The sequence below is a fragment of the Polynucleobacter sp. MWH-P3-07-1 genome, assembly GCF_018687555.1.
Taxonomy (GTDB): Bacteria; Pseudomonadota; Gammaproteobacteria; order Burkholderiales; family Burkholderiaceae; genus Polynucleobacter.
This window is the reverse complement of sequence record NZ_CP061296.1, coordinates 1,543,621-1,558,387: the sequence shown is the minus strand read 5'-3', so window position 1 is coordinate 1,558,387 and position 14,767 is coordinate 1,543,621. Positions and strand designations below refer to the sequence as shown.

Sequence of the window (14,767 nt, the reverse complement as noted above, 5' to 3'; positions counted from 1 at the left end):
ATGTCCAAAAGTGCGCCTAAGCAGTCAGCCGAATTGCCGAAGAGAATTCGTATTATTGGCGGAGTTTGGCGGAGTCGTTTGCTTGACGTGATAGATTTGCCAGATCTCAGGCCTACTACTGATCGTATTCGAGAGACACTCTTTAATTGGCTGGGGCAAGATCTTTCTGGTTTACGATGTTTGGATGTCTTCGCAGGTACTGGTGTTTTAGGATTTGAGGCTGCCTCTCGTGGCGCGGCAAGCGTTCAGTTGTTGGAGAAAAATAAAAAAGCCTATTTGGCACTGACAAGCAACTTGACTGCTCTCCAATCTTCACCGGTAGCCGGAGTAGTTCAGATTGACCAGCAAGATGGCCTAGAGTTTTTAAAACGTCAAGCCGATCAATCCTTTGATCTGATCTTTATTGACCCACCCTTTCAAGATGAGGGCCTATTCAATCAGGCCCTAAGCGAGTCCTCCCGGGTCTGTAGCCCAAGCTCTGGAGGCTGTATTTATGTTGAATTTCCAGCAAGTCGATCCCTTGAGGAAATCAAAAACCTATTGCCGGCCTGGGATTGTGGAAAGTACTTAGAGGCTGGACAGGTAAAAGCCTGTCTATTTATTGGCAGAAGCGACTAAACTCTTCATAGATAGATTTAGCCTTAGGAGAGTAAATGACTGTCGCTGTATATCCAGGAACCTTTGACCCCTTCACTCGCGGTCATGAAGATTTGGTAAGACGTGCCTCAAGTATTTTTTCAGAAGTGATTGTGGGCGTTGCCGATAGTCGGAGCAAGCACCCCTTTTTCAATCTGGATGAGCGCATTGAGATCGCCAAAGAGGTATTGGGCCATTACACCAATGTCAAAATTGTGGGCTTTACTGGTTTGCTAAAAGATTTTGCGCGTGAGCATCATGCGCGGGTCATCGTACGCGGCCTTCGGGCGGTCTCTGACTTTGAGTATGAATTTCAGATGGCAGGCATGAATCGCTATTTACTGCCTGATGTTGAAACCCTCTTCTTAACCCCATCAGATCAATATCAATTTATCTCAGGGACTTTCGTACGAGAAATTGCCTTGATGGGTGGTGATGTCAGCAAGTTTGTCTTTCCGTCAGTTGAAAAATGGCTGATACAAAAAACAGCAGCAAATAAATTGAAATAGCCAAAGGCAATCTGAATCATGGCTTTAATGATTACAGACGAGTGCATCAATTGCGATGTCTGCGAACCTGAATGTCCTAACGATGCTATTTATATGGGCATTGAGATTTATGAAATCAACCCCAATAAATGCACCGAATGTGTGGGGCATTTTGATGCGCCTCAGTGTCGACAAGTATGTCCCGTTGACTGTATCCCGCTGCATCCGGACCATGTGGAGTCGCGGGAGCAGCTGCTAGTGAAATACCATAAACTGACTGCACTGAAAACAGACGCAGCCTAGTCTTTAGAGTGGAGATTCAACATTGCCGCTTGGGGATCGCCTCTCAGCAAGAGTGGCAAACAATCTAAACCGTTCTGAATGCTCTCGTCAATCAACTCTTGCTCAGCCAGCAAGGGCTTTCTTAAAACATAATCTGCTACATCCATAGCCCGACCATCACCGGCAAGATCACGAGGATGGCCAATGCCTAGGCGGAGTCTCCAGTACTGAGGGGTGCCCAGATGGGCTTGAATATCCTTGAGGCCATTGTGACCCCCAGTTCCACCGCCCAGCTTGAGTCGTGCACTCCCGGGTTTAAGATCTAGCTCATCTTGCACTACCAAGACATCTTCAGGTTTAATCTTGTGAAAGCGACACAAAGCACCTACTGCTTGCCCACTGAGGTTCATGTAGGTATCGGGCTTGAGTAGCCAAAGATCTTCTGATTCCCACTTCGCTTTTGCAGCCTTACCCAGAAACCGTTTTTCAGTTTCGAAGCGCACTCCCAATTGTTTTGCTAAAGCATCCACAAACCAAAAGCCCGCATTGTGGCGATCGTGTTCATGTTCATTGCCTGGGTTACCTAAGCCAACAATTAATTTAGTCATAGTGTGAGCATAAAAGCATTTGTACAAAAAAGAAAACCCGCGTGCAAGCGGGTCTTCTGTAATACAAAGATAGGTTGCTTAAAGGGATTAAGCCTTATCCTTTTCCTTAGAGGCATCCGCAGGAGCAGCGGCCGCTGGAGCAGCAGCAGGAGTCTCTTCGGTATCTGCGGCTTTAACCGTTGGGACGCGAGCATTAACCAAAACAGGATTTTCTTGCTCAACATGCAATACCAAGGAAACACCTTTAGGCAAAGTGAGATCCTTAGCGTGAATTGCATGACCAACTTCGATATTAGCCAAGTTCACTTCAATGAATTCAGGCAAATCTGCAGGCAAGCAAGAGATTTCCAACTCGTTGGCAATGTGGCTAATAATCGCACCTTGCAATTTCACGGCTGCAGATTCATCAGCATGGGTGAAGTGCAATGGAATGCGCATATGAACCTTTTCACTTGCAGAAACACGCTGAAAGTCAATATGCAAAACCAGCGGTTTAAATGGATGCATCTGGTAATCACGTAACAAGACTTTTTGTGCCTTGCCATCAATCTCGAGATCGAGAATGGATGAGTGAAAAGCTTCCTTGCGGAGAGCGTGGAAAAGGGCATTGTGATCCAGCTCAATAGCTACTGCTGGATCTTTGCTGCCATAAATGATTCCCGGAGTTTTACCGGAGTTGCGCAGGCGGCGGCTCGCACCCGTTCCCTGTACGCTTCTTTCAAAAGCGACTACTTTCATATTTGAACTCCCAAATTAAGGTTAATTTCCGTTCGCGACCAAACAGAAAAGCCTTCGATTATAGCGTGGGAACAGGGGTTTTGACTGCGAAAGGGCCAAAAAATCTGAAAAAGGGGCTCCAAACCCCTTTTTTGGGATTATTCAGCAAATAGGGACATCACTGAATCGCCTTTGCTGATTCGAGACAGGGTCTCAGCAAGGATGGGCGCTACGCTCAATGGGCGTATTTTGCTCACTTTTAAGGCTTCCGCACTCAGTGGGATGGTATCCGTCACAACGAGCTCATCAAGCTCAGAGGCAGCGATTCTGGCTACAGCACCACCTGAAAGTACGGCATGGGTACAGTACGCCGTTACACCCTTAGCGCCTCGATCTTTAAGTGCCTCAGCAGCCTTGCATAAAGTGCCGCCGGTATCAATGATGTCATCCATGATGACGCAATGGCGACCTTCTACTTCACCAATTAAATGCATCACTTCAGATACATTGGCCTTGGGGCGGCGTTTATCAATAATTGCTAAATCTGTGCCTAATTGTTTGGCCATCGCGCGGGCGCGAACCACGCCGCCAATATCAGGGGAGACGATGATTAACTCTTTTTGAGTCTTTTGGGCCTGCAAGTCAGCAAGCAAAACGGGGGAGGCGTAAATATTGTCAACGGGAATATCAAAGAAACCTTGGATCTGATCGGCGTGGAGATCCATGGTTAAGACGCGTTCAATTCCGGCAACGGACTGCAACATATTGGCAACGATACGAGCGGAAATGGCTACCCGTGCAGAGCGGGGCCGACGATCCTGTCTGGCATAACCGAAGTAAGGGATCACTGCGGTTATACGACCCGCAGATGCTCGCTTTAGAGCATCAATCATGATCATGAGCTCCATCAAATTGTCGTTGGTAGGGGCGCAAGTTGACTGGATTACAACAACGTTTTTACCCCGGACATTCTCTTGAATTTCTACCTGAATTTCACCATCTGAAAACCGCCCAACAAAGGCTTTGCCCATCTGTAGGTTGAGCTCTTTGGCAACCGCATGCGCCAAGGTGGGATTCGCATTGCCGGTAAAAAGGGTCAGATGGTCAGCATTCATATGGGCGTATATGGGCTTTACAGTTAAGGGTTGAAGAATCTATCAGATATCTTTTTAGTATTTCTACAGAATTTGGCAGGGGAAGAAGGATTCGAACCTTCGCATGCTGGAATCAAAATCCAGTGCCTTAACCAGCTTGGCGATTCCCCTACAGCTACTCCAAAGAAATCAAATTGTAAGCGGGATTTTTATTTAAGCCCTCAACAATTCGACCCACCCACCCTGATGGAAGATTTTGTAGGCGATTTTCTAGATCGGCGGCTTTCTGATCTTGATGTAAGACAGTAAACACGCTGCTTCCAGAGCCGGACATCCGCGGTGCGGAACCTGGCACATTCGCCGCAATCCAAGCCAAAGCTTGCTTCACTTCAGGACAGATTCGCATCGCTACGGATTCACAGTCATTGCCAAATTGGCTGCTGCTATAGCCTACTGGCGATGCAAATAAGCCATCTATTGTAATCGCAGCGTGATTTCTGGTCAATTGAGGGTCTTGGAAAATGCCTGCGGTAGCGATACTTTGCCCCGGAAAAATGACCAAGAAGCGCTCGGACTCGAGATGAATGGCCTGGAGCTGTTCGCCAATGCCTTCTACAAAAGCATTTTGGCCAAAGAGAAAAAACGGAACATCTGCTCCCAATTGCAGGCCTAATTTAGATAGCGTGGTGAGATCGAGTTTGAGTTTCCATAGGTGGTTCAAACCGATTAAAACAGTAGCTGCATTCGATGAGCCACCGCCGAGTCCGGCGCCCATCGGAATGCGTTTATCCAGTGTAATTTCCACACCGTGCTTGACTTGATAGGTATCTTTTAGCAGTTGGGCTGCACGAACCACGAGATCTTGTGCGGGGGGGATGTTGGGCAGAGGGTTAACGCGGCGAATCGTATTCTCAGGAATCGATTGCAGTTGAATGGTGTCGTACCAATCAATTAGTTGAAAAACAGATTGCAACAAATGATAACCATCACTGCGACGACCAATAATGTGTAAGAAGAGATTGAGCTTAGCGGGTGACTGAAGCTCTAAAAAATCACTCATTCGGTTTATCGAATACCAGGCGAATATCGATCGAGCCAATATTAGAGTTGCGACTCAGATTCAGTTTTTCTAAGGTATTTGATTTAGACCAGGTGTAGTTTAGGTTCCAGCCATCTTGAATAATTTGACTGACTTGACCGCTCTTATTACGCTCAACGCTAGCGCTACTGCCTGGGCGCACTTCCCCTCTAAGCCAATTAGATAGGCCTCTGGCGGGCAGTGGCAGACCTAAAGTGTTTTGCACTAGTGTGTCGGCATCTACTGCGGTAACTGTTTTACCGTTACTTTCTAGACTTGCTTCACCGGGGGTGATGGTAATTTTTGCAATTGATCCGCCAACGGGATTACGAATTTCTAAGATATCTTTCTGAGCATCTTGCGTTAAGGTAAAGCCGCCTGATCCACCTTGATTTTGGGTATCGGTGATGCCTGTAATTTTGACTGAAAATCGACCATCCCATGATCCTTGAGATGACGGTGCACTTAATGACCAATCGGGCTTAAAACGCTTGATGGTTTCTTTCAGGGTCGCATTATTTGCATCCAGCTTTTGTCCTTCAGACCAAATCGCATCGGCCTCAGAATGGCGATTCATGATCCAGAGGACTTCTCCAATATGGGCAGCGATGTCTGCCTCCGGCTTCATATTAAAAGCTTGCTTGAGCTCCTCTAATGCGAGAGCATTTTTTCCTAGTCGAAAATTCACCCAACCCAGACTATCCAAAATATAAGGATCATCTGGTGACAAATGATGCGCTTTTGAAATGAGCTTATATGCTTCGCTGAGTTGTTGGTTCCGGTCCGCTAGAGAATAACCAAGGGCATTGAGCGCATTGGCATCATTGGGATTTTTAACCAGGATCTGCCGTAATACCCTTTCCATGATTTCGGTGTGCCCGCCATTTTCGGCAGCCATTGCATAGGTATACAGAATTCCCAGATTCTTTGGGGCTGGTTTTAGGGCGGAGACAATCTCATAAAAGGCATGCAGGGCATCGGACTCATTCGAGGCTTTGCTAATGAGGGTTTGGATCTGAAGTAGGGTATTTTCACGTTCAGCTAAAGATTCTTGATTCAGTAAGGCAATGGTTGGCTGAACTGCTTCTGACCAACGTTGATTCAGAATCAGCAGGGTGACAACGACCTCTTTGGGCTTGGTCTGGGTCGGCGCCAAACCTTGCCAAGCTTGCGCAGCCTGTAGCGCTAGATCTGGAGCCCCCGCATTAATCGCGATCTCCATTGCTCTTTGGGCTAATCTTGGATCTTGATAGCGGCGAGCTAGCTCTAAATAGGTGTTGTAGGCAATACCCCCTTCACCTCGCTGGAGAGCGATTTCTGAGGCCAGAATCTCAAATACCGCCTCCCCATTGCCGGGATTCTCAGATTGGGCAAAGGTATTTAAGCTTAGGCAGCTCATTGCGCCAAACAGCCAGAGTAGGCAAATAGAGTGCAAGGCAGATTTATTGAATCGGTTCATAAGCACATTCTAATCCGCGAATCTACAATCGATTCATGCCAGAACTCCCAGAAGTAGAAGTCACCAGACTCGGAATCCAGCCACACCTAGAGGGCCGCAAAGTCACGGCAGTCAAAATCATTGACGGTCGTCTGCGTTGGCCCGTTCCAAAACATCTCAGCAAAACTCTCCTTGGGCAAAAACTCCACGCCATTGCGCGCCGGGGAAAATACCTGTTATTGGAAATGGATGATGGTTACCTCCTGGTTCATCTCGGAATGACCGGGACTTTACGGGTCTTGCCGATCGATGAGGCCTTAAAGCTTCATGATCGGGTAACAATGGATTTTGGACGCTTGAGTTTACGTCTGCATGATCCCAGAAAATTCGGCGCGGTCCTTTGGCATCCTAAAGCTAAGGGACCGATTGAGGAATATCCCTTATTACAAAAACTCGGTGTAGAACCTTTCTCAGAAGCGTTCATGGGAGAGCAGGGCGCACAACTGCTGTTTCAGAAATCCCGTAAGCGCACGATTGCGGTAAAGCAATTTTTATTGGCTGGCGAGGCTGTCGTGGGAGTCGGCAATATTTATTGCTCTGAGAGTTTGTTTGAGGCCGGCATTCATCCTGCAAAGCCTGCGGGTAAATTAACGCGACCACAATGCGTTCGTCTCGCGGCCGCTGTGAGATTGATTCTCAAAAAAGCCATTGAAGCTGGTGGGAGTTCACTCAAAGATTTTGTTAATACAGACGGTGATCCAGGCCACTTTATGGTTCAAACCAAAACATATGATCGTAAAGATTTACCTTGTAAGGTTTGCAAAACCCCCATTAAGCAAATTACTCAGGGTCAACGTTCAACGTATTTTTGCCCCCACTGTCAAAAGCGTTAATGGATAGTCTGTAGTGAGCAAATCATTCCTTGACCAATTTGCTGATCGCTTAATTGCTTGGCATCAGCGTGATGGCCGCCACGGTCTTCCCTGGCAAGGTCATCGCGATCCTTATGCAGTTTGGGTTTCTGAAATCATGCTGCAGCAAACTCAAGTGGCTACAGTGCTCGAACGTTACCCCCGTTTCATGAAGCGCTTCCCTACGGTTAAAAAACTCGCTGCGGTAAATATCGATGAGGTCTTAGCAGAATGGGCTGGACTAGGTTATTACTCGCGCGCTAGAAATCTTCATGCTTGCGCTAAGCAGGTGGTAGAGGAGTTTGATGGACACTTTCCTAAAGACCCTTTGCTGTTAGAAAAGCTGAAGGGGATCGGTAGGTCGACTGCTGGCGCCATCGCTGCTTTTGCTTTTGAGGAACATGCCCCCATCTTGGACGCCAATGTGAAGCGAATTTTGGCGCGCTTATTTGCGATAGATAAAGCTTTGCAAGAAAAGGCGGTGACAGATGAGCTCTGGGCATTGGCGAAGCGCTTATTACCAAAGTCTGCAAAGAGTATGCCAACTTATACCCAGGCCTTGATGGACTTTGGGGCAACGTGGTGTACGGCTCGTAAACCCGTTTGTATTAGCGGACAACAGCGGTGCCCGTTTGAAAAAAACTGCCAGGCTAACTTAAATGATCAGGTTTTACTGCTACCTAAGAAAATCAGTAAGGCAAAGTCACCAGAATTTATCTGCAATATGGTTCTACTGCGCCATGGTGATTTCGTCTTACTACAGAAGCGTCCCCCAAAAGCAATTTGGGGAGGGCTATGGTCTTTGCCAGAGTCAGAATGGATAGCTCGTCAGCCAGTCAACCTCAAACTCTCTCACTCGCCCTCTAAGACGAGTTCACTCAATCTGTTGACAACTGTTTTGACGGGGGAGAATGTAAAGGACCTTTTCAAACAATGCTCCCCCTTGTTGCATAAAGAGGAGATTAGGCATGTGTTCACACATCGTCGTTTGTGGATGCAAATTTGGGAAAGCCATTCACAAGAACGATATTGTTTTGTTGATCCTACTCTTCAGTGGATAGATCTTCGCAAGCTGGGACAATACGGCCTACCTCAGCCAATCAAGCTGCTTTTACAGGGATTGAGTCTAGCTCGCGATGTCGGGACAAAAAGCTAATCTGTAAATCACTTAATGCTTTTTGATTCTGGAAATGCTTGATTAGACGATTTACTAGATAGACGGAGCGGTGTTGCCCGCCCGTGCAACCAATTGCAATCGTCAGATAGCTGCGGCCATCCGCAATATAGTGGGGAAGCCATTTCTCGATAAATTGAATAATGTCTTTTTCCATGCTCACTACTTCCGGAATTTGTTCCAAGAACTCTTTGACTGCTTGGTCATGGCCTGTCAATGGTTTCAGGACTTTGTCATAGTGAGGGTTGGGCAAGCACCGAACGTCAAACACAAGATCCGCTTCGCTCGGAACCCCTTTTTTAAAGCCAAATGATTGAAAAACTACATTCAGACCAAGTGATTTATCTTTTACGAGGTCATATATCCATGAGCGCAAAGCATGAGCAGGGATGGTGCTAGTGTCAATGCAGTGGGCTTGGCTGCGTAGTGGTTCCAATAAAGCCCGCTCACGATCAATCGCCTCGATCAAGGTAGCTGACTCGAAAGTTTTACTATTGTCTGATAAGGGGTGGCGCCGACGAGTTTCAGAGAAGCGTTGCACCAAAGAGTCAGTGTCTGCGCTAAGGAAGATCACTCTAAGCTCATGATGGCTTCGTAAGTTCTCTAAAATCTTAGGTAGCTCAGAAATGGATTCGCCACGTCGAGCATCAATAGCGACAGCGAGTTGTTTGCTTCCCTCTTTATCAAGATTGGCTACCAAGCTTTCTAATAGCGAAACTGGCAGATTATCAACACAATCAAAACCGGCATCCTCAAAGGCCCTCAGGGCTACTGATTTACCTGAGCCAGAAATTCCGGTGATCAGATTAATTTGCATTAGAGTAAGCGCCCCTGGATTTTGGTGTTGTCGGGCTCGGCATTCATTTGTTGGCGTTGACGTTCAATGAATTCCTTGAGCGTATCAATACCACGTAACTGCAAAATGGTATTGCGGACCGCAGCCTCTACCAATACTGCTAAGTTTCTACCGGCAGCCACCTGAATCTTCACCGTCCGAATCGGAATTCCCAAAACATCAAGATGTTGAGCTTCAAGCGGCAGCCTCTCAAACTCACCATCAGTGCGACGGACAAGTTGGACGATCAGGCGTAATTTGAGCTTCCGGCGAACAGCAGTTTCTCCAAAAATGGTTCGAATATCCAATAAGCCTAGACCTCGTACTTCCAATAAGTCACGGAGGATGACTGGACAGCGACCTTCAATGTAATCAGGGCCAAGACGTGCAAAATCGACAGCATCGTCAGCTACTAAACCGTGGCCACGAGAAATTAACTCCAGTCCTAATTCGCTTTTGCCAAGACCCGATTCACCGGTGAGTAAAACGCCTAAACCCAAAATATCCATGAACACACCATGCATCGTCATTTGTGGTGCGCCAATCTTTGATAAATAGGTCCGTAAATGATCAATGACAGATGCTGCTGAGATACTGGTAGTAAAAAGCGGGGTTGATGATCGTTGGCAAAAGAGTTGTAGATCAGGATCTGCAGCCTTGCCATCCGCAACAATCACACAGGGTGGAGTCTTAGAAATTAATGAGGCTATTTGCTCTTGTCGCTGCTGTTGATCAAGCTGGGCGTGATACACCACCTCTTGCTCGCCAAAAATTTGAATTCGACTAGGGTGAATCAGGTTTAAGTGCCCCACCAAGTCCGAGCTTGCCGCAGCAGCCTTTACTGCCTCAGGAGGAAATGTGCGATCCGCCCCCTCAAGCCCACCAATCCAAGAAAGCTTGAGCTCAGCAACGTTGTCGTCAAATATTTGCTGAGCAGTAACGCCTTCGAGTAATAGGGGCTGTGTCATTTATTGAGCCCAGCTTTGTATGAGCTCACAGATTTTTTCTGGCTCAGCTTCAGTCGATAGTGTTCTGCGAGCATCAGCATCTGATAAGAGTTGTGCGATTGAAGAGAGGATTTCCAAATGCTCTTGGGTTGCTTTTTCAGGAACCAATAAAAAGATCAAGATTGAAACAGCTTCGCCATCAGGAGCGGCAAAATCGATTGGATTTTTTAGTCTGATAAAGGCGGCAATCGGCTGCTTTAAGCCTTTAACTCGACCATGGGGAATAGCGACACCAGCGCCAAGGGCGGTTGAGCCAAGCGCTTCTCGCGCATTGAGAAACTCCACCACCAAGTTGGCATTGATACCAATTTGATTGGAAAAAAGCTTAGCTGCATCCACAAATACCTCAGCCCTGTTTTGAGCAGGGCTGTCTAGGGTGATGCAGTCGAGGGTAAAAAGATCATTCAGGGCATTCATATCAAATGATTATAGGTGTCCTGAGGGTAAACACTAGTCGAAATGCTTTTCGTGATGGTGATCTTGGATTTTTTCTTTGTGTTTAACGACTTGGCGCTCTAATTTGTCAACCACGGCATCCATCGCATGGTAGAGGTCAGAGTGATGGGCTTGAGCAAAGAGTTCTTTCCCTTTGAGGTGAATAGTGATTTCAGCGGTCTGGCGCAAATCTTTTTCTTTGGCCTTATCTACCATCAAAAATGCGGATGCATCGATTACATGATCAAAATGTTTGCGAATTTTGGCAAAACCCGCCTCAAGATGTTCCCGCATTCCTGGTGTAACTTCTACATGACGGCTATTAATCTTTAAATTCATCATCAGCTCCCATTAACAACGCTGTCTACGCATGGCAAGGACCAGGGTGCGTAGCATGCCCCTTGATTTACGGATTTATATCTGTGGATTGGATTTCATGAACCTTTAGCGTATCAGTGATTCTGCCGAAAACCAAGAGGGGGTTACGATATTTAATGAAAAAAGATCAAAAAGATCCTGAATTACATTCGGAAATTCTCGCCGAGATAGACTCTGCGGACGGCATCGTTTTCGATAATTTCATCGGGCTTGCCTGCAGCAAGGACGGAGCCCTCGCTAATAATGTAAGCGTGGTCACAAATGCCTAGAGTTTCACGAACGTTGTGATCGGTAATCAGTACTCCAATTTGGCGATCACGCAAGAAGCGAACAATTCGTTGAATTTCGCCAACAGCAATTGGGTCTACACCAGCAAAGGGTTCGTCGAGCAAAATGAATTTGGGTTGCGATGCTAGTGCACGCGCAATCTCTACACGTCGTCTCTCGCCGCCCGATAATGAAAGCGCAGGATTATCACGCAAGTGACTAATTTGGAGTTCTCCCAACAGCTCATCAAGTCGATCTCGAATTTCAGCCTTGCTGAGCGGAACGCCACCTTGCGCTTGCAGCTCTAGAACCGCTTGAATGTTTTCTGCCACATTCAATTTCCTGAACACCGAAGCCTCTTGAGGCAAATAGGAGAGTCCCATGCGGGCGCGTTCGTGAATCGGCAAATGGGTAATATCTGTGCCATCCAAAATGATTCTGCCATCATCAAGTGGGACTAGGCCAACAATCATATAAAAGGAAGTAGTTTTACCGGCCCCGTTCGGACCAAGTAAGCCCACGACCTCTCCACACTTCACCTCTAAAGAGACATCCCTGACGACTGTGCGTGACCCATAGTGTTTTTGCAAATGATGTGCACTAAGCGTTGCAGCGGATCTTGAATTTGAATCTACAGTCATTTTTCTAAAGTAGCTTTTTGTCTGGGTGAAAGTATTGCTCTTGCTAGGGGCAAATCACTCTCTTTGGCATTGGGTGGTGGAAATACCCGATAGTACTGCTTAACGTCATCGTACTCAATTTTCCAGCCACGCAGTTGATCCAGCATTTGCATATTCAGCAGCCGCTTCATACTGGCGTCACCGGTAATAGTCAATATTTCAGTTTTGGCATCGTAGACGACATCCTTGCCATTAGCTTGGATGAATTCGTTCGCAGGGCCCTCGCGTCGCTGCCTGAAGCTTGCACTACTGTCTTCATCGCTTTGCATCGTAACAAACTCATAACCCTCTGGGTCGACCTTAATGTTGCCCTGTTCGCCCGTAACGAGAATGCTCCCTTTAATTAACAGAATATTGCCATTAAGCTCATAAGCTTGCTGCACATCATTCACAGAAACTTTGTCGGCTTCTAGTATCAGTGGTTTCTTTTGATCAGCTTTTTCTGCATGAGCTGCGTCAAACAAAACAACGAGTAGGCTAATTAGGCATAGGTGGCGATAGGTCTGCGAAAGTGGCTTCATTAGTTCTTTTCTTGGGCGCGTTCAATGCGCCCTTTCACTTGCCCAAGGAGTGTCATGCTTTGCTCAACGTTATTAAACTTTCCACCTTCAGTGGAATGCATCACGGAGATACCCTGCTCAAGGGTAATGGGGCGGTCCGTCTCAATGATGTCATCATTGATCAGTACTTTGAAGTAGGAAGACTGGGCTAACATACGAAAGCTTGCGGGAGTAGTCGATGTAGCTGCCTGAGCGGGTTTAAAAATCTCTGCGTTATCAATTAAATCTAGAATCGTTAAATCGCCATCGAGATGACCTGTATCTGATTTAACGGTAACAGGGGTTTTATCGGCTTGGAATAAACGCATCCGTGGGGTATCGATATCGATCGATGCATCATCATCGTAGTGCGTTACCTTTTTGCCCAATACCCGATATTTTGTTTGACCTAGTTCATTGAGAGCGGACAGTGCCCCATTATGAATCGTATAGTCTGGCTCATGCAGGCGCACTCTGGCGAGGGCCGGGCCTTCAGGAGGGCTAGTTTTTTTAACCAGCCAAAAAGTCATGAGAACGAATAATCCCATGATGATCAAAGGGAGAAGGCGTAAAAAAAGTCGCCATGCGCCAAGCTTAATTTGTTCTGAATTAAGTTCCATTGCTTAACTCAGCGCCTGTCGCAGCAATTCCTCATATCGATTTTGTGCTTTGAGGATCAGGTCAGCAACCTCACGTACAGCACCATTGCCACCTTGCATGGAGCAAATATAGTGCGCGATATCTTTTACAGCTTGGTGTCCCTGGGCGGGGGAAACTTTGAATCCTGCTTTTGCCATCATGGCGAGATCGGGCCAGTCATCTCCCATAACAGCGCAGTCTTCATGACGAAGGTTGATTTTCTTGAGTACTTCATTGAGCGCCTGAGCTTTGTTATTAACGCCCATGTGTACATGGGTGATGCCTAATTCTTCGCAGCGCGCCAAGACCATCTTGGAGCTCCGCCCAGTGATGACGGCGGTGGGTATGCCGCATTGAGATAATTGCTTAATGCCTAAGCCATCTTGAATATCAAAGGCTTTAAGAGATTCTTTGCCATCAGCCCCAATCCAGACCTGGCCATTAGTCATAACCCCATCGACATCTAAAACAAGTAGCTTTACTTTGCTGGCGCGATCCCAGGCTTGTGGGAACTGACTCAGTGGATTGGTGTTGTGGGTTCCGAACGCAGTTGGCATGAATTAAATGACCTTAGCTGCAAACAAATCGTGCAAGTTGAGGGCGCCAAGCAAAGTACCATCGGCATCGCTAACGACCAAATGATTGATACGATGTTTCTCCATCATTTCAATTGCTTCCTCAGCCAATAACTCTGGTGGAATGGTGCGTGGCGCATTCGTTGTTGCATCCTTAAGCGTAATGCTCGCGAGATCTACATTCTTTTCGAGGAGACGTCGTAAGTCACCATCAGTCAGTATGCCCATGACTTTTTGATTTGCATCTAGCGTGACCACCATACCCATGCGCTTGGCAGTCATTTCAAGTAAAGCCGCTTTAAACGAAGCATCAATACGAATTTTTGGTGTGTCTTCTAGACTACGCATCACTTCACTGACGTGTGTCAGAAGTTTGCGACCTAATCTACCGCCTGGGTGGGAGCGTAAAAAATCTTCTGCCTGAAACCCGCGCGCATCTAGGAGTGCAACGGCAAGCGCATCACCCATGGCCAGTGCTGCGGTAGTACTAGAAGTGGGGGCAAGATTTAAAGGACAGGCCTCTTTCTCCACGCTGGTGTCCAAGTGAGCATCGGCAAGTTTGGCTAAAGCAGACTGAGGTGCGCCAGTAAGCGCAATGAGTTTTGCGCCAGTCCGTTTGACAATAGGAACAATGGTTAAGAGCTCTTCAGTCTCACCAGAATTTGAAAGCGCAACAAAGACATCATCCCGGGTGACCATTCCTAGGTCCCCATGACTCGCTTCAGCAGGGTGAACAAAAAAGGCCGGGGAACCAGTGGATGCAAATGTGGCGGCAATTTTGCGGGCAATATGGCCGGATTTTCCGATCCCAGACACGACGATGCGACCTTTGCAGGCATGTAACAGCTCAACGGCGTGAACTAGAGCGTCTGCATTGGCGCCTTCCAGTCGGTCACGCATATTCTGAAGCGCAGCAGCCTCAATAGTGAGGGTGTCACGCGCGAGCTTTAGGGTTCTTTCACGAGTCTTAGCTATCATGGGGTGAG

At 47.2% G+C, this 14,767-nt stretch carries 19 protein-coding genes and 1 tRNA gene; 5 read left to right on the top strand and 15 right to left on the bottom strand.

What is annotated here, in order from left to right; all coding sequences use genetic code 11:
• Genes rsmD through ICU98_RS08055 form a run of 3 tightly spaced genes read left to right on the top strand, consistent with a single transcriptional unit; the run spans position 1 to position 1,427 of the window.
• The gene (rsmD, locus tag ICU98_RS08065; RefSeq protein ID WP_215352021.1) at positions 1-618 is read left to right on the top strand and encodes a 16S rRNA (guanine(966)-N(2))-methyltransferase RsmD; all 618 of its coding nucleotides are present in this window, start codon (positions 1-3) and stop codon (positions 616-618) included.
• A gap of 35 nt (positions 619-653) precedes the next feature.
• Entirely contained in the window at positions 654-1,145 is a 492-nt protein-coding gene (gene coaD, locus ICU98_RS08060) for a pantetheine-phosphate adenylyltransferase (RefSeq protein ID WP_215336393.1), read from the top strand.
• Between the two features lie 18 nt (positions 1,146-1,163).
• Positions 1,164-1,427, top strand: a complete 264-nt coding sequence (locus ICU98_RS08055) for a YfhL family 4Fe-4S dicluster ferredoxin (RefSeq protein ID WP_215352019.1) — start codon at positions 1,164-1,166, stop codon at positions 1,425-1,427.
• On the opposite strand, the gene pth is transcribed toward ICU98_RS08055, so the two are convergent.
• The 6 genes from pth to ICU98_RS08025 all read right to left on the bottom strand — a co-directional run bounded on the left by pth (position 1,424) and on the right by ICU98_RS08025 (position 6,362).
• Positions 1,424-2,014 (bottom strand): aminoacyl-tRNA hydrolase, encoded by a 591-nt coding sequence (gene pth / locus ICU98_RS08050; protein ID WP_215352017.1) that lies wholly within the window; start codon positions 2,012-2,014, stop codon positions 1,424-1,426. The genes ICU98_RS08055 and pth overlap by 4 nt on opposite strands.
• Before the next feature lie 87 nt (positions 2,015-2,101).
• Positions 2,102-2,752, bottom strand: coding sequence for a 50S ribosomal protein L25/general stress protein Ctc (locus ICU98_RS08045; RefSeq protein ID WP_215336388.1), 651 nt, complete (start codon positions 2,750-2,752; stop codon positions 2,102-2,104).
• Positions 2,753-2,889: 137 nt separating this feature from the next.
• The gene (locus ICU98_RS08040; RefSeq protein ID WP_215336386.1) at positions 2,890-3,846 is read right to left on the bottom strand and encodes a ribose-phosphate pyrophosphokinase; all 957 of its coding nucleotides are present in this window, start codon (positions 3,844-3,846) and stop codon (positions 2,890-2,892) included.
• Between the two features lie 73 nt (positions 3,847-3,919).
• Positions 3,920-3,996: transfer RNA gene (locus tag ICU98_RS08035), tRNA-Gln, on the bottom strand.
• Between the two features lie 4 nt (positions 3,997-4,000).
• The gene (gene ispE / locus ICU98_RS08030; protein WP_215352015.1) at positions 4,001-4,885 is read right to left on the bottom strand and encodes a 4-(cytidine 5'-diphospho)-2-C-methyl-D-erythritol kinase; all 885 of its coding nucleotides are present in this window, start codon (positions 4,883-4,885) and stop codon (positions 4,001-4,003) included.
• Positions 4,878-6,362 carry a lipoprotein insertase outer membrane protein LolB gene (locus tag ICU98_RS08025; RefSeq protein WP_215352014.1) on the bottom strand — a complete coding sequence of 495 codons (1,485 nt, stop codon included), beginning with the start codon at positions 6,360-6,362 and terminating at the stop codon, positions 4,878-4,880. The genes ispE and ICU98_RS08025 overlap by 8 nt, the downstream gene beginning before the upstream one ends.
• A gap of 35 nt (positions 6,363-6,397) precedes the next feature.
• On the opposite strand from ICU98_RS08025, the gene mutM reads away from it, so the two are divergent.
• Together mutM and mutY are read left to right on the top strand one after the other, a co-directional pair.
• Positions 6,398-7,234, top strand: coding sequence for a bifunctional DNA-formamidopyrimidine glycosylase/DNA-(apurinic or apyrimidinic site) lyase (gene mutM / locus ICU98_RS08020; RefSeq protein ID WP_215336380.1), 837 nt, complete (start codon positions 6,398-6,400; stop codon positions 7,232-7,234).
• Positions 7,235-7,247: 13 nt separating this feature from the next.
• On the top strand, positions 7,248-8,408 hold the full coding sequence (mutY, locus tag ICU98_RS08015) for an A/G-specific adenine glycosylase (protein WP_215352013.1): 1,161 nt from the start codon (positions 7,248-7,250) through the stop codon (positions 8,406-8,408).
• Here the strand turns inward: mutY and rapZ are convergent.
• From rapZ to ICU98_RS07970, 9 genes are all read right to left on the bottom strand, one after another.
• Entirely contained in the window at positions 8,353-9,243 is an 891-nt protein-coding gene (gene rapZ / locus ICU98_RS08010; protein ID WP_215352012.1) for an RNase adapter RapZ, read from the bottom strand. The two genes, mutY and rapZ, sit on opposite strands and share 56 nt — an antisense overlap.
• The gene (gene hprK / locus ICU98_RS08005; protein WP_215352011.1) at positions 9,243-10,229 is read right to left on the bottom strand and encodes an HPr(Ser) kinase/phosphatase; all 987 of its coding nucleotides are present in this window, start codon (positions 10,227-10,229) and stop codon (positions 9,243-9,245) included. Before hprK ends, rapZ begins: the two co-directional genes overlap by 1 nt.
• Complete coding sequence (locus tag ICU98_RS08000; protein ID WP_215352010.1) at positions 10,230-10,685, bottom strand: PTS sugar transporter subunit IIA; 456 nt, start codon at positions 10,683-10,685, stop codon at positions 10,230-10,232.
• A 33-nt stretch (positions 10,686-10,718) separates the two neighbouring features.
• A complete protein-coding gene (hpf, locus tag ICU98_RS07995) occupies positions 10,719-11,042 on the bottom strand; it encodes a ribosome hibernation-promoting factor, HPF/YfiA family (RefSeq protein WP_215337001.1) in 324 nt (107 codons plus the stop codon).
• Between the two features lie 182 nt (positions 11,043-11,224).
• Entirely contained in the window at positions 11,225-11,989 is a 765-nt protein-coding gene (lptB, locus tag ICU98_RS07990; RefSeq protein WP_215352008.1) for an LPS export ABC transporter ATP-binding protein, read from the bottom strand.
• Positions 11,986-12,549 (bottom strand): LptA/OstA family protein, encoded by a 564-nt coding sequence (locus tag ICU98_RS07985; protein ID WP_215352007.1) that lies wholly within the window; start codon positions 12,547-12,549, stop codon positions 11,986-11,988. The genes lptB and ICU98_RS07985 overlap by 4 nt, the downstream gene beginning before the upstream one ends.
• Positions 12,549-13,187 (bottom strand): LPS export ABC transporter periplasmic protein LptC, encoded by a 639-nt coding sequence (gene lptC / locus ICU98_RS07980; RefSeq protein WP_215336372.1) that lies wholly within the window; start codon positions 13,185-13,187, stop codon positions 12,549-12,551. The genes ICU98_RS07985 and lptC overlap by 1 nt, the downstream gene beginning before the upstream one ends.
• A 3-nt stretch (positions 13,188-13,190) precedes the next feature.
• Entirely contained in the window at positions 13,191-13,763 is a 573-nt protein-coding gene (locus ICU98_RS07975; protein ID WP_215352005.1) for an HAD family hydrolase, read from the bottom strand.
• 3 nt (positions 13,764-13,766) lie between these two features.
• Positions 13,767-14,759, bottom strand: coding sequence for an SIS domain-containing protein (locus ICU98_RS07970; RefSeq protein ID WP_215352003.1), 993 nt, complete (start codon positions 14,757-14,759; stop codon positions 13,767-13,769).
• Positions 14,760-14,767: the final 8 nt, after the last annotated feature.

Coding starts and splice junctions, on each gene's coding strand:
- lptC (WP_215336372.1), bottom strand. CDS start 13,187: ATGGAACTTAATTCAGAACAAATTAAGCTTGGCGCATGGCGACTTTTT.
- mutM (WP_215336380.1), top strand. CDS start 6,398: ATGCCAGAACTCCCAGAAGTAGAAGTCACCAGACTCGGAATCCAGCCA.
- lptB (WP_215352008.1), bottom strand. CDS start 11,989: ATGACTGTAGATTCAAATTCAAGATCCGCTGCAACGCTTAGTGCACAT.
- hpf (WP_215337001.1), bottom strand. CDS start 11,042: ATGAATTTAAAGATTAATAGCCGTCATGTAGAAGTTACACCAGGAATG.
- ICU98_RS07970 (WP_215352003.1), bottom strand. CDS start 14,759: ATGATAGCTAAGACTCGTGAAAGAACCCTAAAGCTCGCGCGTGACACC.
- ispE (WP_215352015.1), bottom strand. CDS start 4,885: ATGAGTGATTTTTTAGAGCTTCAGTCACCCGCTAAGCTCAATCTCTTC.
- hprK (WP_215352011.1), bottom strand. CDS start 10,229: ATGACACAGCCCCTATTACTCGAAGGCGTTACTGCTCAGCAAATATTT.
- ICU98_RS07985 (WP_215352007.1), bottom strand. CDS start 12,549: ATGAAGCCACTTTCGCAGACCTATCGCCACCTATGCCTAATTAGCCTA.
- ICU98_RS08040 (WP_215336386.1), bottom strand. CDS start 3,846: ATGAATGCTGACCATCTGACCCTTTTTACCGGCAATGCGAATCCCACC.
- ICU98_RS08045 (WP_215336388.1), bottom strand. CDS start 2,752: ATGAAAGTAGTCGCTTTTGAAAGAAGCGTACAGGGAACGGGTGCGAGC.
- ICU98_RS08000 (WP_215352010.1), bottom strand. CDS start 10,685: ATGAATGCCCTGAATGATCTTTTTACCCTCGACTGCATCACCCTAGAC.
- ICU98_RS07975 (WP_215352005.1), bottom strand. CDS start 13,763: ATGCCAACTGCGTTCGGAACCCACAACACCAATCCACTGAGTCAGTTC.
- ICU98_RS08025 (WP_215352014.1), bottom strand. CDS start 6,362: ATGAACCGATTCAATAAATCTGCCTTGCACTCTATTTGCCTACTCTGG.
- coaD (WP_215336393.1), top strand. CDS start 654: ATGACTGTCGCTGTATATCCAGGAACCTTTGACCCCTTCACTCGCGGT.
- rapZ (WP_215352012.1), bottom strand. CDS start 9,243: ATGCAAATTAATCTGATCACCGGAATTTCTGGCTCAGGTAAATCAGTA.
- pth (WP_215352017.1), bottom strand. CDS start 2,014: ATGACTAAATTAATTGTTGGCTTAGGTAACCCAGGCAATGAACATGAA.
- ICU98_RS08055 (WP_215352019.1), top strand. CDS start 1,164: ATGGCTTTAATGATTACAGACGAGTGCATCAATTGCGATGTCTGCGAA.
- rsmD (WP_215352021.1), top strand. CDS start 1: ATGTCCAAAAGTGCGCCTAAGCAGTCAGCCGAATTGCCGAAGAGAATT.